This window comes from Rhodococcus jostii NBRC 16295 (assembly GCF_001894825.1).
In the GTDB taxonomy this organism is placed as follows: domain Bacteria; phylum Actinomycetota; class Actinomycetes; order Mycobacteriales; family Mycobacteriaceae; genus Rhodococcus_F; species Rhodococcus_F jostii.
On sequence record NZ_BCWY01000007.1, the window covers coordinates 115115 to 137059 of the forward strand.

Annotated in this window: 23 protein-coding genes and 1 pseudogene; 7 read left to right on the forward strand and 17 right to left on the reverse strand. The window is 68.9% G+C overall.

Annotated features, from left to right (window positions below; genetic code table 11):
- Positions 1-50 precede the first annotated feature (50 nt).
- From RJ1_RS07950 to RJ1_RS07960, 3 genes are read left to right on the forward strand one after another with little or no spacing between them, the layout of a single operon-like run.
- Positions 51-1361 (forward strand): CitMHS family transporter, encoded by a 1311-nt coding sequence (locus tag RJ1_RS07950; RefSeq protein WP_073359408.1) that lies wholly within the window; start codon positions 51-53, stop codon positions 1359-1361.
- 60 nt (positions 1362-1421) lie between these two features.
- On the forward strand, positions 1422-2795 hold the full coding sequence (locus RJ1_RS07955) for an acyclic terpene utilization AtuA family protein (RefSeq protein WP_073359409.1): 1374 nt from the start codon (positions 1422-1424) through the stop codon (positions 2793-2795).
- A complete protein-coding gene (locus tag RJ1_RS07960) occupies positions 2792-3115 on the forward strand; it encodes an AtuA-related protein (RefSeq protein ID WP_073359410.1) in 324 nt (107 codons plus the stop codon). The genes RJ1_RS07955 and RJ1_RS07960 overlap by 4 nt, the downstream gene beginning before the upstream one ends.
- A gap of 6 nt (positions 3116-3121) precedes the next feature.
- On the opposite strand, the gene RJ1_RS07965 is transcribed toward RJ1_RS07960, so the two are convergent.
- Both RJ1_RS07965 and RJ1_RS07970 read right to left on the reverse strand, forming a co-directional pair.
- Positions 3122-3904, reverse strand: a complete 783-nt coding sequence (locus RJ1_RS07965; protein WP_073359495.1) for a TIM barrel protein — start codon at positions 3902-3904, stop codon at positions 3122-3124.
- A 5-nt stretch (positions 3905-3909) separates the two neighbouring features.
- The gene (locus RJ1_RS07970) at positions 3910-4965 is read right to left on the reverse strand and encodes a Gfo/Idh/MocA family oxidoreductase (RefSeq protein WP_073359411.1); all 1056 of its coding nucleotides are present in this window, start codon (positions 4963-4965) and stop codon (positions 3910-3912) included.
- A gap of 187 nt (positions 4966-5152) precedes the next feature.
- On the opposite strand from RJ1_RS07970, the gene RJ1_RS07975 reads away from it, so the two are divergent.
- Positions 5153-6133, forward strand: a complete 981-nt coding sequence (locus RJ1_RS07975) for a LacI family DNA-binding transcriptional regulator (RefSeq protein ID WP_174694951.1) — start codon at positions 5153-5155, stop codon at positions 6131-6133.
- Here RJ1_RS07975 and RJ1_RS07980 read toward each other — a convergent pair.
- The 8 genes from RJ1_RS07980 to RJ1_RS08015 are packed head-to-tail and all read right to left on the reverse strand — an operon-like array spanning position 6130 to position 12893.
- A complete protein-coding gene (locus RJ1_RS07980; protein ID WP_073359412.1) occupies positions 6130-6495 on the reverse strand; it encodes a VOC family protein in 366 nt (121 codons plus the stop codon). The two genes, RJ1_RS07975 and RJ1_RS07980, sit on opposite strands and share 4 nt — an antisense overlap.
- 9 nt (positions 6496-6504) lie before the next feature.
- Positions 6505-7890 (reverse strand): AMP-binding protein, encoded by a 1386-nt coding sequence (locus tag RJ1_RS07985; protein WP_073359413.1) that lies wholly within the window; start codon positions 7888-7890, stop codon positions 6505-6507.
- Positions 7883-8485: an energy-coupling factor transporter transmembrane component T family protein gene (locus RJ1_RS07990; protein ID WP_073359414.1), complete on the reverse strand. Its 603-nt coding sequence runs from the start codon at positions 8483-8485 to the stop codon at positions 7883-7885. Before RJ1_RS07990 ends, RJ1_RS07985 begins: the two co-directional genes overlap by 8 nt.
- On the reverse strand, positions 8482-9162 hold the full coding sequence (locus tag RJ1_RS07995) for an energy-coupling factor ABC transporter ATP-binding protein (protein WP_073359415.1): 681 nt from the start codon (positions 9160-9162) through the stop codon (positions 8482-8484). The genes RJ1_RS07990 and RJ1_RS07995 overlap by 4 nt, the downstream gene beginning before the upstream one ends.
- Positions 9159-10286, reverse strand: coding sequence for a thiolase family protein (locus tag RJ1_RS08000; RefSeq protein WP_073359416.1), 1128 nt, complete (start codon positions 10284-10286; stop codon positions 9159-9161). The genes RJ1_RS07995 and RJ1_RS08000 overlap by 4 nt, the downstream gene beginning before the upstream one ends.
- Entirely contained in the window at positions 10283-11404 is a 1122-nt protein-coding gene (locus RJ1_RS08005) for an AMP-binding enzyme (RefSeq protein WP_073359417.1), read from the reverse strand. The genes RJ1_RS08000 and RJ1_RS08005 overlap by 4 nt, the downstream gene beginning before the upstream one ends.
- Positions 11401-11985, reverse strand: a complete 585-nt coding sequence (locus tag RJ1_RS08010) for a biotin transporter BioY (RefSeq protein WP_174694949.1) — start codon at positions 11983-11985, stop codon at positions 11401-11403. The genes RJ1_RS08005 and RJ1_RS08010 overlap by 4 nt, the downstream gene beginning before the upstream one ends.
- Positions 11982-12893, reverse strand: coding sequence for an EamA family transporter (locus RJ1_RS08015; RefSeq protein ID WP_073359419.1), 912 nt, complete (start codon positions 12891-12893; stop codon positions 11982-11984). The genes RJ1_RS08010 and RJ1_RS08015 overlap by 4 nt, the downstream gene beginning before the upstream one ends.
- Positions 12894-12976: 83 nt before the next feature.
- Here RJ1_RS08015 and RJ1_RS08020 point away from each other — a divergent pair, with 83 nt between their 5' ends.
- Positions 12977-13870 carry a LysR family transcriptional regulator gene (locus RJ1_RS08020; protein WP_073359420.1) on the forward strand — a complete coding sequence of 298 codons (894 nt, stop codon included), beginning with the start codon at positions 12977-12979 and terminating at the stop codon, positions 13868-13870.
- A 3-nt stretch (positions 13871-13873) separates the two neighbouring features.
- Here RJ1_RS08020 and RJ1_RS08025 read toward each other — a convergent pair whose 3' ends face one another.
- The 6 genes and pseudogenes from RJ1_RS08025 to RJ1_RS08050 all read right to left on the reverse strand — a co-directional run bounded on the left by RJ1_RS08025 (position 13874) and on the right by RJ1_RS08050 (position 18783).
- Positions 13874-14875 (reverse strand): sugar phosphate isomerase/epimerase family protein, encoded by a 1002-nt coding sequence (locus RJ1_RS08025; RefSeq protein WP_073359421.1) that lies wholly within the window; start codon positions 14873-14875, stop codon positions 13874-13876.
- A gap of 40 nt (positions 14876-14915) precedes the next feature.
- Positions 14916-16103, reverse strand: a complete 1188-nt coding sequence (locus RJ1_RS08030; RefSeq protein ID WP_073359422.1) for a Gfo/Idh/MocA family protein — start codon at positions 16101-16103, stop codon at positions 14916-14918.
- 248 nt (positions 16104-16351) lie between these two features.
- Positions 16352-17413 carry a LacI family DNA-binding transcriptional regulator gene (locus tag RJ1_RS08035; RefSeq protein WP_073359497.1) on the reverse strand — a complete coding sequence of 354 codons (1062 nt, stop codon included), beginning with the start codon at positions 17411-17413 and terminating at the stop codon, positions 16352-16354.
- A 141-nt stretch (positions 17414-17554) separates the two neighbouring features.
- A pseudogene (locus RJ1_RS08040) lies at positions 17555-17773 on the reverse strand (SLC13 family permease); the annotation flags it as partial.
- A gap of 19 nt (positions 17774-17792) precedes the next feature.
- Positions 17793-18062, reverse strand: a complete 270-nt coding sequence (locus RJ1_RS08045) for a hypothetical protein (RefSeq protein WP_143048936.1) — start codon at positions 18060-18062, stop codon at positions 17793-17795.
- A 22-nt stretch (positions 18063-18084) separates the two neighbouring features.
- On the reverse strand, positions 18085-18783 hold the full coding sequence (locus tag RJ1_RS08050) for a GntR family transcriptional regulator (protein WP_073359424.1): 699 nt from the start codon (positions 18781-18783) through the stop codon (positions 18085-18087).
- Positions 18784-18876: 93 nt separating this feature from the next.
- On the opposite strand from RJ1_RS08050, the gene RJ1_RS08055 reads away from it, so the two are divergent.
- Positions 18877-20007 carry an AbrB family transcriptional regulator gene (locus RJ1_RS08055; RefSeq protein WP_073359425.1) on the forward strand — a complete coding sequence of 377 codons (1131 nt, stop codon included), beginning with the start codon at positions 18877-18879 and terminating at the stop codon, positions 20005-20007.
- Between the two features lie 106 nt (positions 20008-20113).
- On the opposite strand, the gene RJ1_RS08060 is transcribed toward RJ1_RS08055, so the two are convergent.
- Positions 20114-20602 (reverse strand): FBP domain-containing protein, encoded by a 489-nt coding sequence (locus RJ1_RS08060; protein ID WP_073359426.1) that lies wholly within the window; start codon positions 20600-20602, stop codon positions 20114-20116.
- A 288-nt stretch (positions 20603-20890) separates the two neighbouring features.
- On the opposite strand from RJ1_RS08060, the gene RJ1_RS08065 reads away from it, so the two are divergent.
- Positions 20891-21847 carry a glycosyltransferase gene (locus RJ1_RS08065; RefSeq protein ID WP_073359427.1) on the forward strand — a complete coding sequence of 319 codons (957 nt, stop codon included), beginning with the start codon at positions 20891-20893 and terminating at the stop codon, positions 21845-21847.
- Positions 21848-21945 lie beyond the last annotated feature (98 nt).

The window sequence follows — 21945 nt, forward strand, 5'->3', positions numbered from 1 at the left end:
CCGCAATTGTGAGGCGCGCGACACTGGGACTCCGTTACGAAGGAGGTCACATGGTTGCCGCGCTCGGGTTCGCCACGATCGTCTGTTTCCTGGCGCTCGCGTTCAGCCGACGGGTCTCGGTCCTCGTCGCGCTGATCCTCGTGCCCATCACGTTCGCGATCGTCGGCGGCTGGGCCCCCGACCTCGGGGAGATGGTCGGCGACGGTCTCCTGAAGGTCGCCCCCGTCGCCATCATGATCGCGTTCGCGGTCCTCTACTTCAGTCTGATGGTCGACGTGGGACTGTTCGATCCCGCGATCCGCCGGGTCGTCCGGTGGGCAGGCGGCAATCCCGCCAAGATCGCCGTCGGAACGGCGGTGCTGACGCTGCTCGTCGCACTCGACGGCGACGGCACCTCGACGTTCCTGATCACGATCTCGGCGTTGCTGCCGATCTACCAGAAGCTCGGGATGCGACCCGTCGTGCTGACCGGCATCGTCTGCCTCGCGGCCGGCCTGATGAACATGATTCCCTGGGGCGGCCCGACCGTCCGCGCCATGGCCGCGCTCGACCTGACGAGCGCCGACCTCTTCACACCCGTCCTGCCCGCGATGGCGGCCGGAGTCCTCTGGGTGCTGTTCGCCGCCTACATGATCGGGCGGGTCGAACGGAAACGACTCGGCGTCACCGAGTTCGCACTTCCCACCGGTGGCGGTCCCGGCACCCCGCACGTCGCCGACCCGCAGGTGCGTACCGGCCGCCACCGGGCCGTGATGGCGTTCAACACCGTACTCACCCTCGTGCTGATCGTGATCCTGTTGTTCCAGCTGGTGCCGTTGGAGGTGGCGTTCGCCATCGCGTTCGCGCTGGCGCTCGTCGTCAACTGCCCGAAGTGGGACGATCAGCAGGCCCTGTTCGCCAAGCACGGCGGCAACGTCACCATGGTGGTGGTGATGATCCTCGCTGCAGGGGTGCTCACCGGCATCCTCAACGGCACCGGGATGATCACCGCGATGGCGCAGACGTTCGTCTCCTGGATCCCCGAGTCGGCCGGCTCGCTGATCCCCGTGATCACCGCGGTGACATCCATGCCACTCAGCCTGGTCTTCACCCCGGACGCCTACTACTTCGGTGTCGTCCCGGTGCTCGCGGAGACCACCGCATCGTTCGGAGGCGACCCCGCCGAGATCGGCCGCGCCGCGATCCTCGGCCAGATGACCACCGGTTTCCCGCTCAGCCCGCTGACCGCCTCGACGTTCATCCTGATCGGACTGAGCAAGGTCGATCTGGGCCGGCACCAGCGGTTCATCTTCGCCTGGGCCTTCGGGACGACGGTCGTGATGACCGTTGTGGCGCTGCTGACCGGGGCGATCTCGGTGTAGCCGTCGGCGACACCCCCGCACGCACCACACCACACGACACGACCAAAGGACATCGAGCCCGTGACATCATCGAGCACCCGCGGCAGCACCTCGCGGAGCGTGCGACTGGGCGCAGGATCCGGCTTCTCCGGAGATCGCATCGACCCCGCCCGGCACCTCGCGCAGCACGCCGACCTCGACTACCTGATCTTCGAATGCCTCGGAGAACGCACCGTGGCAGCCGGAAACTCCCGCCGGCTCCAGAACCCGGATGCGGGCTACGACCCGCTTCTCGCCGCGCGCATGCAGGCGGTGCTTCCGTACACACTCACGTCGGGCACGACGGTGGTCACCAACGCCGGTGCCGCGAATCCGCTGGCCGCCGCAGAACTGGTCTCCGGCATCGCGTCTCGATTCGCCGAACGACCTGCGCGTGTGGCCGCCGTGACCGGGGACGATGTGCTCGAGCAGGTTCTGCGCCACGATCCCGTCGTGTGGGAAACGGGCCGGCGCCTGTCCGAGCACGACGACGCACTCGTCAGCGCGAACGCGTACATCGGAGCCGACGCCGTCGTTCCCGCGCTCGAGCTGGGCGCCGACGTCGTCGTCACCGGCCGGCTGGCAGACCCCTCCCTCTACGTCGCCCCACTCGCCCACCACTTCGGTTGGAACCTCGACGACCACGAAACCATCGGCGCCTCAACTGCAATCGGCCATCTACTCGAATGCGCCGGACAGCTCACCGGCGGGTACTACGCGGATCCCGTCACCAAACCCGTGAAGGGCATGGCGAATCTCGGGTTCCCGTTCGCCGACGTCCGCGCCGACGCATCGGCGACCTTCGGCAAGCTCGACGGCTCCGGCGGCATACTCACCGAGCGGACCTGCGCCGAGCAACTCCTGTACGAGGTGGGCGATCCCACGTCATACCTCACGCCGGACGTCACCGCGGACTTCGGCACCGTGTCGTTCACCGGCGTCGGACCCGACCGAGTCGAGATCAGCGGTGCCACCGGGCGCCCCCGCCCCGAACAGTTGAAGGTCACGCTCGGCTTCCGCGGCGGCTGGCTCGGCGAAGGCCAGATCAGCTACGCCGGTCCGCGCGCCTACCCGCGCGCCCGGCTCGCCGCCGACATCGTCACCGAGCGTCTCGTGGACGTACACGGCCTCCGCGAAGACAGCATCGCCGTCGAATACATCGGCGCCGGTGCCGCTTTCCGCGGACTCGACGACGACACCGACGCCCGCGAGGTACGCGTGCGGGTCACCGCCCGCGTACAGACACCCGAGGAAGCCGACCTCGTCGGCTGGGAGGTGGAGAGCCTGTACACCAACGGACCGGCCGGCGGGGGCGGTGCCCGACGCTCGTCGACCGAGGTGCTCGCGATCCGGTCGTGCACCATCCCCCGCCACCTCGTGTCCACGCAGGTGCATCTCACGGAGGTCGCGCGATGACGACAACAGCAGCAGCAGTCCGGCGAGTCGACGACCTCGCGGACGTCCGGGCGGGCGACAAGGGTGACACGCTCATCGTCGCCGTTCTCGCCCGAGACCCCGACGCCTACGCCCATCTCACGTCGAGGCTCACCGAGGACGTGGTTGCCGCGCACTACGGCGAACTGATCACCGGGCGGGCCCGGCGCACCTGCCAGCCGAACCTGATGGCGATGGTGTTCGAGTTGCCCGGTGTCCTCGGTGGCGGCGTCACCGGTTCACCCGTCCTCGACGGACACGGCAAGACGCTGGGGTACCACCTGCTGAGCCTCGAGGTGTGAGACTGCCTAGATGCAGGCGAACGCCGCCTCGAACGCGTCGAGCGCGTCGTCCGGGTCATTCTTCGCCCAGCCCTCGAGTCCGACCACCCCGGTGTAGCCGAGGTCGCGGAGGGCGGAAGCGATGGCCGGGTAATGGATTTCGCCGGTGCCCGGTTCGCAGCGGCCGGGGACGTCGGCGACCTGGATCTCCCCGATATAGGGCAGGGCTTCCCGGACGAGTTCGATGAGGTTCCCCTCCCCGATCTGCGCGTGGTACAGGTCCAGATTCATCCGCAGATGCGGGCTGTCGACCGCCCGGACGAGAGCGAGGGTGTCGGCTGCGGTCCCGAACGGGGTGCCGGGATGATCGACGGCGAGGTTGAGGTTCTCGAGCGTGAACACCCGGCCTGCCTGCTCACCGAGTTCGGCGACCTTCCGCAGGGTGTCGGCGGCGGTGAGCCACATTGCGGGTGTGACGGTGTCGACGGGCCGGACGGGCAGACCCTTGGCGTCGAGTCCGGTCCCGTGCAGGTTCAGTCGCGGGCAGTCGAGCCGCTTCGCCACGTCGAGGGACCGGCGGGCAGTGGTGAGCAGGGCGTCGATGCCGTCGGGTTCGGTGAGATCACCCTCCAGATATCCGGTCATGGAGGAGAATTCGGCGCCGCTGGCGGCGAGGGCGTCGACGTCCTTGGTGGACCAGTCCCAGATCTCCACCTGGAGTCCGCGTTCGGTGATGCCGCGGACGCGGTCGAGGAACGGCAGGTCCAGGTAGAGCATTTCCGCGCTGGCGGCGAGCGCATAGGTGGTCATCGGGGTCACCGGTCCAGGTCGACGGCGGAACCGGTCTCGACGCTGCGGATGCAGGCGAGCGCGATCGACAGCGCGGTCCGGGCGTCCTGGCCCGTGACGACCGCCGGGGTGCCGCCGCGGACGGCGTCGACGAACGCGGTCAGTTCGCCCACGTAGGCGGAGTGCAGGAGGTCGGTGTCGCGGCGCGAGGTGTCGGCGTGCAGGCCGTCGGGGCCGTAGTAGGTCATGTCGGTACTGCGCCCGTTCCCGGCGGTCACCATGCCGCCGGAACCGAAAACCTCTGCGCGGACGTCGTATCCGTACAGCGCGCTGAAGCTCGCGTCCGCGGTGGCGATGGCCCCGTTGTCGAATTGGACGGTCACGACGGCGGTGTCGAGGTGGCCCGCCTTCTTGGCGTCCGGCCGGATCAGGGCGTCGGCGATCGCGTGCACCCGCACCGGGCGGGCACCCGGGTTGAGGAAGCAGAGGGTGTCGAAGTCGTGAATGAGCGTTTCGAGGAAGATCGTCCACTGCGGGACGCGTGCCGCGTCGGCGGTGTAGGGGCCGGGGTCGCGGGTCAGGGACCGCAGGAGCTGCGGGGTTCCGACCTTCTGCGCGTCGATGGCCGCGCGGGCGGCGGCGAATCCGGGAGCGAACCGCCGGTTGAACCCGACCTGCAGCACGATGTCGGCGGCGGCGGCGGCCGTGATGGCGCGGTCGGCGTCCTCGAGGGTCACGGCCATCGGCTTCTCGACGAACACGTGCTTACCGGCGGCCGCGGCGGCGACGACCAGGTCGGTGTGACTGCGCGCGGGGGCGGTGATCAGCACGGCGTCGATCTCGTCGGCGGTGAGCACGTCGTCCACGGTCGCCGTGGCGAAGGGCGCGCCCAGCGCGGCGGCGAGACGCTGCGCCGACTCCTCGACCGGGTCGCTGACCGCGACGAGCGTCGCCCCCGGGACGTGGCGGGCCACGACCTCCGCATGGTGGGAGCCGATGCGTCCGGCGCCGATCGTCGCGATCCGTACGGGGTGGGTAGTGGGCGTCGTCGAGCGGGCGGTTGCGGCGTCGGTGAGTGACATGGATGCGCTCCAGAGCGGTGGAAGGGTGCAGGTCGAGTCGAACTAGTACGTTCTAGTCCTGAACCGTAGAACTCGTGCGATCATTGGTCAAGAGCGGCTTCGAGCGGACGAGCACGGGCCCCCGAAGACAGGAGCCGTGTACGTGGCCGACCCGGCAGGCGGATCGACCGGTGGCGCACGTCCGACGATGGGCGATGTCGCGCGAGCGGCCGGCGTCTCGACAGCGCTGGTCTCGATCGTGATGCGGGGCGTTCCGGGCGCCAGCGACGCCACCCGCCGGCGGGTGCTCGAGATCGCCGACGACATGGGCTACGTCCCGGACCGTCGCGCGCAGAAATTGCGGCAATCCAGTTCCCGGCTCCTCGGAGTCGTGTTCGAACTGCAGCAGCCGTTCCACGGCGATCTCGTCGAGCAGATCTACGCGGCGGCCTCACGCCGCGGATACGACGTCATGCTCAGCGCGGTCGCCCCGAGTCGCGCCGAGAAGGTCGCGGTGCAGGCGCTGATGCGAGAACGATGCGAGGCCGCGATCCTCCTCGGGTCCCGCTTCGACGCCGATGCGCTCGGCGAACTGGCCGACCGCGTGCCCTCCCTCGTGGTGGCGCGCGCGAGCGGCCTGCCCGGGGTCGGTGCCGTCCGCGGTGACGACGTCACCGGTATCACCCTCGCCGTCGATCACCTCACCGAACTCGGGCACCGGCACATCGCGCACATCGACGGCGCCGACGCCCCCGGCGGCCCCGACCGCCGGGCCGGCTTCCTGGCCGCGATGGACCGGCACGGGCTGTCGGGAACGGCAACGGTGGTGGCCGGTGGTCCCACGGAAACCGAAGGCGCACAGGGAATGCAGGAACTCCTCGAGCTGACCGCTCCCCCGACCGCCGTGGTCGCGTTCAACGACCGGTGCGCCACCGGTGTGCTGGACCTCCTGGTCCGCCGCGGCCGCGACGTGCCCGCCGACATCTCCGTCGTGGGCTACGACGACTCCCGGCTGGCGAAGATTCCGCACGTGCAGATGACGACGATCTCCCAGGACGCGGCGCAGATGGCCGAGGCCGCCGTCGACGGCGCGCTGGCTCAGATCGCCGGCGACAAGGCCGTCGACCTCGTGCTCGCACCGCACCTCGTCCGGCGCGCGACCACCGGACCCGTCCCCCGGTCTTCCTAGGTCGACGACCAGACGCCGAGTTCGTTTCCGCTCGGGTCGGTGAAATGAAAGCGACGACCACCGGGGAAGTCGTAGGGCCCGTTGACGACACTGCCGCCGGCCGCGCGCACCGCGTCCGCCGACGCGTCGAGGTCCTCCGAATACAGCAACACGAACGGTCCGCCGGTGGGCCGGGGTTCGGGCACCTGCAGCAGTCCCCCGACCTCCTGCCCGTCCGCCCCGACGATTCCCGCGTACTGCGGGCCGTAGTCGTTGAACTCCCAGCCGAAGGCCGCACGGTAGAACGCTTCGCATTCTGCGAGGTCCGTGACCGACAGCTCCACGTAGTTCAGTCGATGATGATCTGCGCCGGAAGGTGACATGCCGGAACTCTAACCGGCGATGCCGTTCGCCAGGGTGACGGCGAGCGCCTGACGGTCGAGTTTGCCGCGCGGTGTCCGCGGCAGGCTGTCCACCACGAGAACCTGCACCGGCATGCTCGGGCTCGGCAGCGTGGCTCGCAGGTGCCGCCAGATGTCGGCGGAACCGGGGGCGTCACCGTCCACCACGATCGCGGCGGCCGGCGCCTCACCCATCCGACTGTCGGGCACTCCGATGCACGCGGCCTCCACGACCCCGGTGATTGCGATCAGGGCGGCTTCGACGGCGGCGGGTTCCACGTTGAGCCCGGCCCGGATCAGCGTGTCGCTGTCCCGGCCGAACAGGTGCAGGCCGGTGCCGACCACCCGGCCGCGGTCGCCCACCGTCATCCACCCGTCGGATGGTCCGTCCACCACGCCGTTGTCGGTGAGGTACCCGTCGAACAGCATGTCGCTGCGCACGTGGACCAGGCCGTCGCGGATCTCCACGTCGACGCCGTCGAACAGTTCCCCGGCCGAATGCTCGTCGGCGGCACCGAGCCCCCGATCGAAGGACACGAAGCTCAGTTCGGATGCCCCGTAGAAGTGCACGAGCGACGCAGCGGGCAACACGTCCTGCAACGCCTGACGCCCCGGGCGCGGCCAGCGGGCAGCCGAGGACAGCACCTCCCGGACACTGCCGACCGGACCGATCCCCGACCGCACGACGTCCCAGGCGATGGTCGGTACCGAATACAGATGCGTCGGATCATCGAGCAGTGACTGCGTGACCGGGCGCAGATCCACCGTCGCGCCGCGGGTGAGGGCGTGCAACGCGCCGTACAGGAAATGGGTGTGGTCGAGGACTCCGGGCACCGACACCCGGTCCCGTCCGGCGATGTCGAAGGTCTGATCGGAGCGATCGAGTGTGGTGGCCCACGATCGCTGGTTGCGCACGAACAGCTTCGGTTCACCGGTGGTGCCGGAGGTGATGCCGACCAGCAACTCGGCGCCGGGATGCGCTCGGACCGCGACGCCGTCGGACTCCAGGCTGTCGGCGGTCTCGATGACGCCGTCGAATCCCAGTCTGCGCAACCTCTTGTGCTGGTTCGGCGCGGCCACGACAGCGCCCGGCTTCGCGAGTTCGAGTACCCGTGTCAGCTGCGCGGGCAGCAGGTGCCGATGCAGCAGCACCACGCTGACGCCCGCGTGCATCGCCGCCGTCACCGCGACCAGTGACCCGACGTCCGACGTCGGCAGCACGGCGACCCGGTTCATGCCGTCGAGTCCGGCTGCGGTGCGAGCGACCCTGGACCAGAAGACGCCGTAGTCGACGGTCTCCCGAGCGGACACCACCGCGGCCGTGTCCGGGTTCTCGGCCGCGCGCGCCGCGATCCGCTCGGCCGGCAACTCAGTCATCGTCCACTCCCCGCGCGACGAGGGCGTCGCCCATCGCGTCGGCGGTCCGCAGTGCGCGGACCAGGACGGGCGTGGCGAGCGCCGTCATCGACCACTCCAACCCGCGAGCCTTCCGCGCCTGCGCCACCTCCTGCACGATCCCGGTCAGCAGCGGGATGCACCGGATCGTCAGTGCGAGCAGCAAACCGATCCGATCCGGATCGACCCCGAACCGCCGCAGCGGCCCGAGTGCGCGCGACACGGTGTCGAGCATGTCTGTCACCCGGGTGGTGAGCGTGACCAGCGCCGCGAGCGCCACCGAGATCAGCAGCACCCCGCACACGACGACGGCCCGCGCGGGCGAGGTGATCCACACCTGGAACACGGCGATGATCAACAACATCCACACCACCGGACGCAACTGCGCGACCGCAACGGTCCACGGGATGCGGGCCACCGCGAACAATGCCCCCACCGCCAGGACGACGACACCGACCTCGAGCGGGGTCCGAGCGAACACAGTGGCCGCCAGGATCGACACGATCAACAGCACCAGTTTCAGGCCGGCCGGCATCCTGTGCAGCAGCGAGTCGCCGGGCCGGTACAGGCCGATCATTCGACCAACGCCCGGTAGGCGGGGAGGGCGTCGTCGGGGCTGCCGTCGAACGCGACGAGTCCGTCGTCGATGACGATGACCCGCTCGAAACTCTCCAGCAGCGCCAGTTGGTGTGTCACGACGATCACCTGTTGATCCATCGAATCGAGTGCGTCGGCGACGACGCGGGCGTTGCGCAGATCCAGCAGCGTGGTCGGCTCGTCGGCGATGATCACCTCGGGCCTGCGGATGAGGACGGCACCGATCGCGAGCAACTGCTTCTGCCCGCCGGACAGCAGGTGCGCGGGATGCTCGGCGTGCTTGTCGAGCCGGAACCGGACCAGGATCTCCTCGACGCGGGCCGCGACCTCCGGCTTGCTCAGACCCGACCGGCGCAGGGAGAACGCCAGGTCCTCGGACACCGTGGGCATCACGATCTGGGTGTCCGGGTCGGTGAACACGAACCCCACCTTGCGCCGCACCTGCGCGCCCTTCTTCGCGGCGTCGATGCCGTCGACCGTGACGGTGCCGGAGGTGGGTTTCAGCAACCCGTTGATCATCCGCGCCAGGGTCGACTTGCCGGAACCGTTGGATCCGATGATGCCGACGCGGCGTTCCGAGAACCGGAGGTCGACGCCGCGCAGCACCGGGCGGTCGCCGAAGGCATGGCTCACCGAGTCGAAGACGATCTCACTCACGACACGCGCTCCACGAGCATCGCGATGCCCTGGCCGCCGCCGATGGCGCACGCCGCGAGCCCGAGCGCGGGCCCGTCGTTGCGGAGCATCTGACTTGCCAAGCGCACCAATAGGATCGCCCCGGACGCACCCCACGGATGTCCCATGGCGATGGCGCCGCCCTGCGGGCAGATCACGGATTCGTCCAGCCCGAGCTCGTCCGACACGGCCAGCACCACCGACGCGAACGCTTCGGTGATCTCCACGACGCCCAGATCGGCCACGTCGTGTCCGGTTCTCTTCAGGAGTTTGCGGATCGCGGGAACCGGGCCGAGGCCGGGCAGCGCCGGGTCCGATCCCGCGACGGCCGAGCCGAGTATCCGCAACGCCGGCAGTCCGGCAGCGAGTGATTCGGTGGTCACCGCCAGCACCGCGGCGCCGTCCGAGATGCCGCACGAGTTCCCGGCCGTCGCCGTTCCGCCGGCACCGAAACTGGGGCGCAGTCGTGCGAGCCGGGTCTCGGTCATGCCGGCCCGAATACGCTGGTCCCGCCCGAGGTCGCCGATCGGTACGATCTCCGACGAGAAGTCGGCCGCCGCCGCGAGGGTGTGCGAACGCGCCGCGTACGCGTCCTGCCGCTCCCGGCTGATGCCGCGAACCCGCGCGAGATCGTCCGCGGCCACCCCCATGTCGGGGTCGGGAAAACCTTCCGGCGCGAAGGGAGCGCGGGTGTACCGCACCGGATCGGCGCCCGCGACCGGTGGCCAGAACCGCCACGGCGCGGTGCTCGCCGATTCGACGCCACCCGCCAGGATCAGCTCGTCGGCGCCGCTGCGCACGCGCAGCGCGGCCTGCATCACCGCGTCGAGTCCGGAACCGCACTGCCGGTCGACGGTGACACCCGGAACCTCCACACCCAGTCCCGCCCGCAGGGCCGCGACCCGCGCCGGGTCACCGCCCGGACCGAGGCAGTTGCCGAGCACGACGTCGTCGACGTCCGCGTCGATACCCGCCCCCCGCAGCGACGCCAGAACCTCGCGCAACACGGGGGCGGCCAGATCGGTGGTGGTCAGATCGGCGAACCCGTGCCCGGCATTGCCGATCGGCGTCCGACGCGGCGCCACCAGAACAGGGACAGAGCTCATGCCAGCAAGTCTCTCACTCGGCCTCGGGCGACCTTCCCACTGGCGGTGCGCGGCAGTGACTCGATCCGCACCCAGCGGCGGGGCATCGCTTCCTTCGTCAGTACCCGGCGTGCGCGCGAGCGGACGTCCTCGATTCCGGCGGTGCCGTCGAGTTCGACCACGGCGGTGACCGTCTCGCCGAGCACCGAGTGCGGCGATCCGACCACGGCGGCGGCACCGACGCCGACGAGTGTCGCGAGGATGCGCTCGACGTCCTCGGCCACCACTGTGGTGCCGCCGACGTTGATCGCGGATTCGCCCCGGCCACGGACCGTCAGCTCGCCGTTCTCACCGAGTTCCGCCAGGTCGCCGACCCCGAACCAGTCCGGTGCCCCGATCACGCTGTACGGGGAACGGACGTACAGCAGACCGGCGCGGATGTCGGCGTCGACGCCGTCCAGCAGCCGGAGCGGCTCCGGAACCCGCCGCGCCGCGACGAGTGAGAGTTCCGCGGCCCCGTAGTACTCGACGATCTCGATGCCGTCCGCCACCGCGCGGGCGCCGTCGTCCAGTGCGGTGCCGGCAACGACGGCCGTACGCAGTTTCGGGGCCTTGCCCACGACGTCGCGAAGAACGGCGGGGACGGCGTGCACCACGGTCGCCTCCGACGGGTCGTCGGTGACACACGCGCCGCGCCACAGGGCGTGCACCGCGCCGAACAGGTGCATCGTGGCGTGCAGCGGCCCCGTGATCAGCACCCGGTCCGCGGCGTGGATCCCGGTGATCGCGGTGAAGGCCGGGAAGCTGTCGAACCAGGACGCCGCGGTGCGCGCGAGGGGACGTGGCCTGCCGGTCGAGCCGGACGTTGCCACCAGCAGAAAGGCCGACGGCGGAATCTCCGTCCGGTCGGGGCGTGCCTCCGGGTTCTCGACGATCACCGCGGTTCCCTGCCGCGCGGCGGCGCAGACGCAGATCAACGCGTCCGGGACCGGCAACTCGGACGCGTCGTAGACCGATGCGCGCGGGCCGTGCGCGTCGATCCACTGCTCGATCGCGCGGTCGAGCTGGTCGTACGTGTACGTGCGGCCGTCGACATCGATGGCGGGCTGATCGCCGGCGCCGCCGAGTTCGGAACTCACGTACGAATCAGGCCCGGGTACGCGCGGTGCACACTCTTGGCGACGACCGTCGCGACGACAACCTTCAGCAGGTCACCGGGGATGAACGCGAAGTTGGTGGTGATGGCGGCGCCGACACCCAGATCGGTGCGGAGCAGAAGTCCGATGGTGCCGAAGACGTAGATGACGACGATCCCACCGAGGGCGTTGATCAGCAGCCCGAGAACGAGCGGGTACTTCGGCAGGATGCGGGCCGTGAGGAGGCCGATGACCAGCGTCGCGGGAATCCAGCCGATGAGGTAGCCGGCACTGGGTCCGGCGAGCGCCGTCAGTCCGGTGCGGCCGCCGGACAGCAGTGGCAGGCCGATCAGGGTGAGCGCGAGGAAGACGCCGACGGCGGCCGTGCCCTTGCGCGCCCCGAGGACCGCGCCGGCGAGGATGACGCCGAGGGTCTGCAGCGTGATCGGCACACCGCTGAATCCGACCGTGATCGCGCCGGGTAGCCCCAGGGCCGCGATCAGTGCGGCGAACACCGCGATCTGCGCCATGTCTCGCGCCGAAATACCGAGTCTCGACACCCGAGCACTCCCAACACCTGTCACGACGACTCCTCTTGCTGCACACTTGAACGACGTTCAAGGTAGCAGGTCGGCGGCAGCTGCGGTGTGTCAGGCGACGACCGGGCCCCGGCCCGGGCCGCTCCGATGCCCGCCGCGACCACGAACCCGATCCCGGCCACGGCCCAACGGTCCGGAACCTGGTGCAACACGACGAGCCCGATGATCAGAGCGAACGCCGGTTCGAGGCTCATCAGGGTCCCGAACGCCGCCGTGGTGAGGCGGCGCAGGGCGAGCATCTCCAGAGTGAACGGCACGACCGGCAGCAGTATCGCCAGACCCAGCCCCATGAGCAACAGTTCCGGTGTCATCTGCCCGAGCATCGACGCCCCGCCCACGGCGGTCGCCACCAGACCGGCGACCGGCATCGACACCGCGAGCCCGCTGATGCCGGCCACCTCGTCGCCCACCCGCTGGGTCAGCACGATGTAGAGCGCCCAGCACCCGGCCGCGCCGAGGGCGAACAAGATTCCGACGGGATCGACTCCGCCGGCCCACGGTTGTGTCAGCAGCACGACACCGACGGCCGCCAGCACGGGCCACTTCAGGCGGCCTCGCCCGTGCAGGACGGCGACGCCGAGGGGCCCGAGGAACTCCAGCGCGCTGGCGGTTCCCAGCGGTATCCGCTCCACCGCGGCCATGAACAGCATGGTGACGGCCGCCGTGACGACCCCGAGCAGGACACAGGCGCCGAGGGACGAACGCGTGAACGCCTTCGGGCGGGGACGCACGATCACGACCAGCAGAACCCCCGCCCACGCCAGACGCAGCCAGGCGGCACCCTCGGCGCCGACGCGTTCGGACACGCCCACCGAGATCGCGAGTCCGATCTGCACGCACAGCATCGACGTGAGCGCCATCATCGCGCCGACGTGAGTCGAGTTCCTGGTCATCCCAGCATTGAAATCCCCCACGACCGTTCACGTCCACGTGACTTTCATGGACAAACCGTTCGGATATTGCGGACAATTGTGCGGTGGACACCCGACGCCTGCATCTCCTGCTCGAACTGTCGCGTCTCGGCTCGATGCGTGAGGTCGCCGAGACGCACCGGCTGACCACCTCGACGGTGTCCCAGCAGATCGCCGCCCTGGCGAAGGAGACGGGTGCACAACTCGTCGAACCGGTCGGCCGACGGGTGCGGCTGACCCCGGCCGGACGCCGGTTGGCCGACCACGCCGTCACGATCCTGGCGGCCGTCGACGCCGCCCGACTCGACCTCGACCCTCACGCCGAACCTGCCGGCACCCTGCGCGTCGGGGGTTTCGCGACCGGCATCCGCGTGTCGCTGCTACCGGTCGTGGCCGAACTGGCCCGCACCCACGCGCAGGTGGACGTGGTGATCAGCGAATACGAACCCGTCGAGGCCTTCGCGTTGCTCGCCGACGACGAACTCGATCTCGCCCTGACCTACGACTACAACCTGGCGCCGGCGTCACCCGGCGCCGCGCTCGAGGCCGTCCCCCTGTGGTCGACGCCGTGGGGGCTCGGCGTCCCCGCGCCCGCCGACAACACACCTGCCGACGTCGCGGCGTATGCGAAATCGCCGTGGATCGTGAACTCCCGCAACACCGCCGACGAGGACGCCGTCCGCACGCTGGCGTCACTCGCCGGTTTCACCCCACGGATCGCCCACCAGATCGACAGCCTCGATCTCGTCGAAGACCTCATCACCGCCGGCTACGGGGTGGGCCTGCTCCCCGCCGACCGTCCCACCCGCAGCGAGGTCACGGTTCTCCCGCTCGCCGACCCGCAGGTCGTGCTGACGGCGTACGCCGTGACCCGCCGCGGGAGGTCTACCTGGCCGCCGCTGCGATTGGTCCTGGACCGATTGACCGCAGGGCGCCGGGACATACCTCCCGCGACGTGATCCTTACCGCGCTGCTGCCGCGGACGCGGCTTCCTGCAGGGTGCGGGCCGCGACCTGCAGCCCTTCGAGCTGACCCAGTTCGACGTCCTCGTGTTCGATGTTGACGGCCATGTCCGGGTCGACCTTCTGCAGGGCCGCCAGGAAGCGGGACCAGAAATCGACGTCGTGTCCGCGTCCGACGGCGACGAAGTCCCACGCCGAGTCCTCGGGCCACTTGTTGACCACATGCCTGCCGCCGAGTCCGGTGGGGTTCTGGTCGGCGGGGATCCGGGTGAACCGGTCGTCGAGGACACCGTAGATCTTGCAGTTGTCGTTGATCCGGGTGTCTTTCGCCGCGGCGTGGAAGACGAGGTCGCCGAGCCAGTCGATCGCGGCGACCGGGTCGATGCCCTGCCAGAACAGATGCGACGGGTCCATCTCCGCGCCGACGTTCGTCGCACCGGTCTTCTCCACCAGACGCTTCAGGGTCGGCGGGTTGAACACCAGGTTCTGGGGGTGCATCTCGATCGCGACCTTGACGCCGTTCTCGCGGGCGAGCGCGTCGATCTCCTTCCAGAACGGCACCGCGACCTGATCCCACTGGTAGTCGAGGGAGTCGAGATAGCCGCTGTCCCAGGTGTTCACGTGCCAGGCTGGCCACTGACCGCCGGGGTGGGCCGCGGGCAGCCCGGACATCGCGACCACCCGGTCCACACCGAGCAGTCCGGCGACACGGATGGCGTTACGCAGATCCTCGGCGTCCTCGGGGCCGACCTCGGGATCGGCGTGCAGCGGGTTGCCGTTGCAGTTGAGGCCGGCGATCGACACACCCGTCTCGTCGAACACCTTCAGGTACTCCTGCGGCGACACCTCACCGGAGAGAAGCTCCTTGACGGGAAGGTGCGGGGTGCCGATGAAGCCACCGGCGTTGATCTCCGCGCCGTCGAGTCCGAGGGAGGCGATGGTCTCCAGCGCCTCACGGAGGCTGCGGTCGTGCAGGATTGCGGTGTACACACCGAGTTTCATGAGTGGTCCTTAAAGGTGAGGTTCGGGCGAGGTGACGGGGTCAGCCGATCTTGACGGCCGCCCCGTGGGAGCGGGCGGACTCCGCGACGGCGGTGACGATCTGCATGCCGCGCAGGGCGTGGGCGAACGACGGCAGCGGTCCCAGGTTGTCGATGCCGGCGATCTGGTCGAGGAACGCCCGGGCCTGGTACGCGAAGAACTCGGCCTTGCCGTGCCCGACGCCGCCGGCGTCCATCGGCAGACCACCCTGGATGTACGGGTGCTGCGGTCCGACGATCACCCGCCGCTGACCGTTGACGGTGGAGTCGAGGCCCTCGCTGGACACCGAGAACTCCGCGGCGCGAGCCAGGTCGAACGCCGCCGAACCGGACGTCCCGAACAGCTCGAATCCGAGACCGTCCGGAAGCTGATGCGCGACACGAGAAGCGGAGAACGTGCCGGCGGCGCCGTTCTGGAAGCGTGCGGTGAAGGTGGCGAGGTCCTCGTTTTCGACGGGCGCCATCTCCCCGGTGGTCTCGGCCTTGGTGTGGCCGTACGTGACGCCGGCCGGCACGGGACGCTCGGTGATCACCGTGGTGAAGGTCGCGCCACTGATCTCGACGATGGGGCCGCACACGAATTCGGCCATGTCGAGCAGGTGACTGCCGACGTCCGCGAGCGCGCCGGTCCCGGGGCCGCCGCGGTACCGCCAGGTGATCGGCGACGTCGGGTCGAGGCCGTAGTCGCACCAGTAGTGCCCGTTGAAGTGGATGATGTCGCCGAGGCGGCCCGTCGCGAGTTCGTCCCGGATGGCCTGGATCGCGGGCGACCGGCGGTAGGTGTACCCGACCGTCGCGATCGTGTCGGCGTCCGCGGCGGCCGCGGCGGCCGCGACCATGGCTTCGGCGTCCGAAATCGAGCCGGCCAGGGGCTTCTCGCACAGTACGTGTTTCCCGGCGGCGAGGAGCCCTTCGACGATCTCCCGGTGCAGCTGGTTGGCCACGACGACGCTCACCGCGTCGATGTCCGGCGATTCGGCGATCGCCTGCCAGCTGTACTCGGCCCGCTCGTAGCCGTACCGCTTGGCGGTGTCGTCGGCGACGGCCTCGTTGGTGTCGGCGATGGCAACCAACCGCACGTCGGGGCGGTCGGTGCCGAACAGGGTCGACGCGGTCCGGTATCCGGCGGCGTGCGCTCGTCCGGCCATGCCGCCGCCGATGACGGCGACACCGATCGAGTTGGAGGTCATGAGTGAAGCCTTTCGATGTGGGGATCCTGCAGGTCGGACGAGTCGGAGATGTGTGCCGTACGCCTCCGGCTAGTTCGGTCTATTTGACCGGTCTAGTACAACTACTATGAGCTGAGTCACGCCGTGGTGTCAAGCCCTGAACGGAGCGACGAGAAAATGTGCACGTCGAGAAACCGGCACGACGGCCGACAGGCACGCAGCCGCGGATTGCGACGAGCGAAAGGCCTTGCGTCAGTAGGCGGTCCTGATCAGGACACGCCGGACCGGGAGCCCTCCACTGACGCGGAGACGGGACCGGTGGTCCGGCGCACGACGAGCCGGGGCCGCAGGACGATCGCGGCAGGTTCGGTCCGCCCCTGGTCGAGGCGTTCGATGACGGCCTCGACCGCCTTCGTGGCCTGCTCCCGCGGTTGCTGATTGACCGAGGTCAGATCGATGTGCGCGAGCTGCGCCAAGGTGCTGTCGTCGTATCCCGACACCGACACGTCTTCGGGAATTCGCAGGCCCACCCGACGCAGTTCGCTGATGAGCCCGATCGCACTGCGATCGTTGGCGGCGATCACCGCGGTCGGCAGGTGCGGCCGCGCGAGCAGGGTCTGCGCGGCGTCGGTGCCCGCGCTGTCGGTGAAGTCGCCGTCCACGACGTCGGCGTCGAGTCCGTGCCGCCGCATCGCGCGTGTGTAACCGGATCGCCGGTCGGCCGCGATGGTGCCGTCACCACCGCTGAGGTGGGCGATCCGGCGATGTCCGAGTTCCACGACGTGGTCGACGACGGTGCCGATGCCCTTGCCGTCGGCCGTCCGCACCACATCGACGTTGCCGCCGACGCGACGGCCCACCACCACCACCGGAACCCGCTCGGCGAGTGCGTCGAGCACGTCCACGTCGAGTTCGGTGCCGAGCAGGATCAGGGCCTCGCACCGGAAGTCGAGCAGCGTCTCGACGACCTTCCGTTCCCCGTGGGTCGGCGTGACCGCACCCAGCACCACCTCGTACCCGTGTTCGTCGGCGGCGGCGACGAGGTATTCGACCATTTCGGCGTGGAAACTACTGCGGATGTCAGCCATCACGCCGACGAGGTGCGTGCGCCGCAGCGACATCAACGCCGCCGTGCGGTTCGGCCGGTAGCCCAGTTCGTCCGCCACCTCGAGAACCCGTTTCCGCGTCTCCGCGCTCGGGCCGGCGACACGGCGGAAGACCATGGACACCAGCGCCTTCGAAACACCCACCCGATCCGCGATGTCCTGCATCGTGACGGTCTGTTTCGGGGTCACGGGACCACCACTCCGGGCGTCGTCGTCGCTTCGCATGTGCAGACCCTTTCGCTCACCGAGCACGAGGCACACCCACAGTATCCGACATAGACCGAAGTACTAGACCGGGCTACGTGCCGCCTCTACAGCGACCCGAACACTCCGGGCGCCACGACGAGAACCAACCAGCACAGGCCGGGCGAGCACGAGCGCTCCGTTCGTCGAGAACGGTGACACGTCGACCACGGTGGCGGAGATCGCCAACGCGGCCACGACCCCGACGACTGGGAGTGCACCGGTTTCCAGCAGAGGAAGGGCGAGCGGAATGACCGCCGTCAGCAGCGCCGTCGACGACGCGAAGGCTGACGTCACACCGATGACGTAGCAGAGCACGAGCGCGACCAGCAGCAGCGCACCGGATCACCGCTGCTGCCGATTAATTGTGCGCGTCGCCGCGGCGCGACCACACGACCAGTCCTCCGAACACCGCCCCGAACAGGAACAGACCGGCAAACTCCCACAGTCGAGGTGCATCGTCGGGGAGCAGGAGAACGACGAGGACGAAGACCGGCAAGGCGGCAATATAGGCCGCAGCGATTTTCCAGAGTTGATGCATGCACGAATTCCCGTCGGTGTCGGAAGGTCCGTCCAGCATCGGCCTGCGCGGCAACTGCCGATAGGCCCCACAGGGGTGGCCGGCGCTCACCCCGTGGCGATCGCGGTGACGACTACGCGGTGACCAGGTCGATGGCGATGGCCGATCCCTGCGGGTTGACGACGGCGTCGAGGATCGTCTTCTGCGTCTGGCTCAGATGTCGGGTGCAGGCCGCGGCAGCTGCGGCTCCGTCGCCGGCGAGGATCGCACGGCATACCGACAGGTGCTCGGACAGCGAGACGTCCATGCGGTCGGGCTGGGAGTGGGCGATGTTGCGCAGCCGCTCGGTGTGAGGGCGCAGATCGGCGATCGAACGGGCCAGCTGCGCGTTCCGGGTGTGGGCGATCACGGCCTGGTCGTAGCGTTCCGCGAGTTCGTAGAACCGGTCGCGGCGAGCATCGGACGGAGGTTCCTCGGCGATCTTCTCGAGCTCGGCCGCGACGTCGTCGAACTGCTGCCTCGCCGCAGCGTCCTGCACGACAGCTTCGGCGACCATCCGCGTGGCCGCCGACTCGAGCAGGATGCGCAGCTCGAACAGATCGCGCACACTCTTGATCGAGATCGGCGAGACCCTCGCTCCCTGCCGATCGATGAGTGAGACCAGCCCCTCCCCTTCCAGCCGCAGGAAGGCCTGCCGGACCGGGGTACGGGACGCCGAGAACCGCGCGCCCACGTCGATGGCACTCAGCGACTGCCCGGGCGACAGAATCCCGTTCAGAATGTCCTGCCTGAGCTGTTCGTATACCTGCTCACCCTTGCTGCCAGCCGCCATGCATACATCCTAACGTCCGAAAAGGTATCTGTTAAGGTATACCTTCACGTACACCATCGAGCCAGGGCGCCGGCCCTGGGAAGGCGTCCACCCGTGAATGATCTGCGCTCGTCCGACCGGTCCGCGACCACGACCCGCATCTCCGGGCTGCGTCGACGCGGACTGCGCTGGACGGCACTGATCCTGCTCTCCCTCGGAGGATGGGCCCTCGGCGAGAGCGTCGGACTGACGGCGGCGGGCCTCTTCTCCGCTCTGATCGTCGCGGCGACGCTCGCCGTCACCGGGCAAGGACCGTCCCGCGTGCCGCGACCGTTGGGAAAGCTCGCGCAAGGCGTGCTGGCCAGCGCTGTCGGACTGATGGTGCACAGGGAAACGATCGCCGCACTGGGCTCGCTGTGGGTGCCGGTGGTCTCGATCGCCGCGGCGACGTTGGCGATCAGCGTGGCGGCCGGCGCTCTCCTTGCGTTGCATCGTGACGTGGACGCGGTCACCGGATCCCTGTCCATGACCGCGGGCGGCGCCACCGGACTCGTCGCGATGGCGCGCGAACTCGGCGGCGACGACCGAGTCGTCGCGGTGGTGCAGTACCTGCGCGTGGCGCTCGTCGTACTGACGATGCCGATGATCGTGACGTTCGGTTTCCGTGCGAACACCGGTGCCGAGACCGTGGCCGACACCGACAGCGGCGGATCCGAATGGTATGTCGCACTGGCATTCCTGGCCGTGTTCATCGTGGCCGGAACGGCCGTGGCGTCACTCGTGCGGCTGCCCGCACCCGCCACTCTGGGACCGCTGGCCGTGAGTGCGGGATTCGAACTCGGCGGGTGGAGCGACGCGATCACGGTCCCGCCGATGCTGATGACCGCCGCGCTGATTCTCATCGGCTGGCAGGCCGGTCTCGCCTTCGACCGGGCGAGCCTGCGGGCGATCGGGAGAATCCTCCCGTATGCAGCCGCACTCACCCTGCTGGTCGGGGCGGCCTGCGCGGGACTGGGCGTCCTACTCGCCCACCTCACCGGCGCGAGCCTCCTCGAGGCGTACCTCGCCACGACTCCGGGCGGCCTGGCAGCGGTGCTGGCGGTGTCGGCATCCACTTCGTCGAACGTCACGTTCGTCGCAGCCGCTCAGGTGCTGCGCCTGGTGATCATGCTCGTCACCACTCCGATCATGGCGAAGGCGTTTGCCCACTTCAGTTCTCGTCGGCGACGGACCGGTGTGAGCTGACGACCGCGTAGCGCGGGAAGTGGTTCGTCGAATGTCGGCGCATGGCATCTACCTCCGATACTTGTGAGCAGCTACCCAGCTGTGTGGTGGGTGGGTCGGGTTGCGGTCAGCCGTAGACCCTGGCGATGAAGGCGTCGAGGTTGTCGCGGACCCGCCCGATTCGCTCTTCGGGTTCGAGATCCTCGCGGTACTGCCTGCCCAGTGCCGGCGACTTCTTCCGCCGTGCATACAGCGAGCACGCGAGGTCTTCGCATATGTAGGTGCCGATCGAGTTTCCTCGGCGACCGGATTCACCCGACTTGCGGGCGGTCATGAGCGACACCCCGCCGCTGGCATGCGTGGTCATGCAGATCGTGCACATCTGCGCACGGCGGTATCCGCCGGTTTCGTAGCGCAGCGCAACGCCGACGAGTCGGCCCTCCCGCGGTACGACGACATAGCAGCGGCCCGGAAACGACGGGTCACTCCAGCCGAGGAAGTCGAGTTCGTCCCACGGGCGGTCGTCCAGGTCGCGAGGGACGGGTAGGCGCTTGGCGTCGCCTTGGGAGCAGTTGATGAACGACGACCTGATGTCGCGTTCGGTGACGGGATCCATGACGAGAGGAACTCCTTCTGTCGACGGGTTGACAAAGCCACGTGACAATACGGACAGCGGGGGCGTCGAGCAACGGATTTTCCGACGAACCACGAGCCGAGCCCAGCACAGGCAAACGAGAACCGTATTCAGCAAAACCCATGAACCGACAGGTAATTCTTTTAATAACGGACTAGAGGTATGTTTTGGGCATTGAATGTGGAACACTGGTCTGATCGGAACCCGAGCCGGGAATGCTTACAGCCACGGCATTCCTCGACGGGTGCGGGGCCGGGGTGGGAGATCAGCATGGTGACGAATTCGGACGCCGAGCACACGTCGAGGCGCGAGGCCGTAGCAGGCTCCACGCCGGGCCTGGACCGGGAGAGGCCCCCGACCGTGTCCCTCTGCATTCCTGCGTATCAGGCGGAGCGTCATCTGCGGACAACGCTCGACAGCGTGCTGGCGCAGACCTTCACCGACCTCGAGATCGTGATCGTCGACAACAACAGCTCGGACGGCACCCGCGACATCCTGGACGGCCTCCACGACGACCGTGTCCGGATCATCCGGAACACGACGACGGTGCCGATGGTGGACAATTTCAACCTCGCGATACGCGAGAGCCGAGGACGATTCGTCAAGCTGGTCTGCGCCGACGACACCATCGAACCGGAGTGCGTGGCAACACAAGCCGCGGTGCTCGAAGCGGACGCCGAGGTGGCACTCGTGTCGGTGCGAACCGATTTCATCGACGACGAGGGCGCCCTGCTTCGGCCGGCACGCGGGCTCGGGGGAATCGTGGGGCGCCAGCCGGGGCAGCGGGTGGTCCGGCGCATCATCCGGAGCGGCAGCAACCCCATCGGCCCCCCGGTCGCTGCGATGTTCCGCCGAGTCGATTTCGATCGGTGCGGTGGATTCCGGGGCGAACTGCTGTTCCCCATGGAACTCGATCTGTGGTCGCGGCTGGTGAAGAAGGGGGACTTCGTCGGTGTGCCGAGGACCCTGGCGTCGTTCCGGATCGGCAGCGACTCGAACACCGCATTGACCTCGGCTCGTTCGCAACTCGCCCAGCAGCTCGAATTCGCGAGTCGCCTGATCAACGATCCCGAGTGGGAGATACCACTCTCCGACCGAGTACTCGGCCGGATCAATTCGTACGACATGCAGATGCGGCGAAGTCTGCTGTTCGCCCTGAGCGCGCTCCGCGCGTCGCGACGCAAACGCGCGCTCGGATCCACGGATGATCGGGAACGGCCAGGGTGAATTCGCTTGGATACGCACCGCTCACCACAACGATCAGCCTCCGGGGCGAAGTAGCCCTCCCGGAGAGAGTCAAGACACCGGAAACACGGGCCTCGAAA

What these genes read in the sequence shown, in the direction of transcription:
- RJ1_RS07950 (WP_073359408.1), top strand. Translation starts at nt 51, where the DNA reads ATGGTTGCCGCGCTCGGGTTCGCCACGATCGTCTGTTTCCTGGCGCTC.
- RJ1_RS07960 (WP_073359410.1), top strand. Translation starts at nt 2,792, where the DNA reads ATGACGACAACAGCAGCAGCAGTCCGGCGAGTCGACGACCTCGCGGAC.
- RJ1_RS07965 (WP_073359495.1), bottom strand. Translation starts at nt 3,904, where the DNA reads ATGACCACCTATGCGCTCGCCGCCAGCGCGGAAATGCTCTACCTGGAC.
- RJ1_RS07970 (WP_073359411.1), bottom strand. Translation starts at nt 4,965, where the DNA reads ATGTCACTCACCGACGCCGCAACCGCCCGCTCGACGACGCCCACTACC.
- RJ1_RS07975 (WP_174694951.1), top strand. Translation starts at nt 5,153, where the DNA reads ATGGGCGATGTCGCGCGAGCGGCCGGCGTCTCGACAGCGCTGGTCTCG.
- RJ1_RS07980 (WP_073359412.1), bottom strand. Translation starts at nt 6,495, where the DNA reads ATGTCACCTTCCGGCGCAGATCATCATCGACTGAACTACGTGGAGCTG.
- RJ1_RS07985 (WP_073359413.1), bottom strand. Translation starts at nt 7,890, where the DNA reads ATGACTGAGTTGCCGGCCGAGCGGATCGCGGCGCGCGCGGCCGAGAAC.
- RJ1_RS07990 (WP_073359414.1), bottom strand. Translation starts at nt 8,485, where the DNA reads ATGATCGGCCTGTACCGGCCCGGCGACTCGCTGCTGCACAGGATGCCG.
- RJ1_RS08000 (WP_073359416.1), bottom strand. Translation starts at nt 10,286, where the DNA reads ATGAGCTCTGTCCCTGTTCTGGTGGCGCCGCGTCGGACGCCGATCGGC.
- RJ1_RS08015 (WP_073359419.1), bottom strand. Translation starts at nt 12,893, where the DNA reads ATGACCAGGAACTCGACTCACGTCGGCGCGATGATGGCGCTCACGTCG.
- RJ1_RS08025 (WP_073359421.1), bottom strand. Translation starts at nt 14,875, where the DNA reads ATGAAACTCGGTGTGTACACCGCAATCCTGCACGACCGCAGCCTCCGT.
- RJ1_RS08030 (WP_073359422.1), bottom strand. Translation starts at nt 16,103, where the DNA reads ATGACCTCCAACTCGATCGGTGTCGCCGTCATCGGCGGCGGCATGGCC.
- RJ1_RS08035 (WP_073359497.1), bottom strand. Translation starts at nt 17,413, where the DNA reads ATGCGAAGCGACGACGACGCCCGGAGTGGTGGTCCCGTGACCCCGAAA.
- RJ1_RS08050 (WP_073359424.1), bottom strand. Translation starts at nt 18,783, where the DNA reads ATGGCGGCTGGCAGCAAGGGTGAGCAGGTATACGAACAGCTCAGGCAG.
- RJ1_RS08060 (WP_073359426.1), bottom strand. Translation starts at nt 20,602, where the DNA reads ATGGATCCCGTCACCGAACGCGACATCAGGTCGTCGTTCATCAACTGC.
- RJ1_RS08065 (WP_073359427.1), top strand. Translation starts at nt 20,891, where the DNA reads ATGGTGACGAATTCGGACGCCGAGCACACGTCGAGGCGCGAGGCCGTA.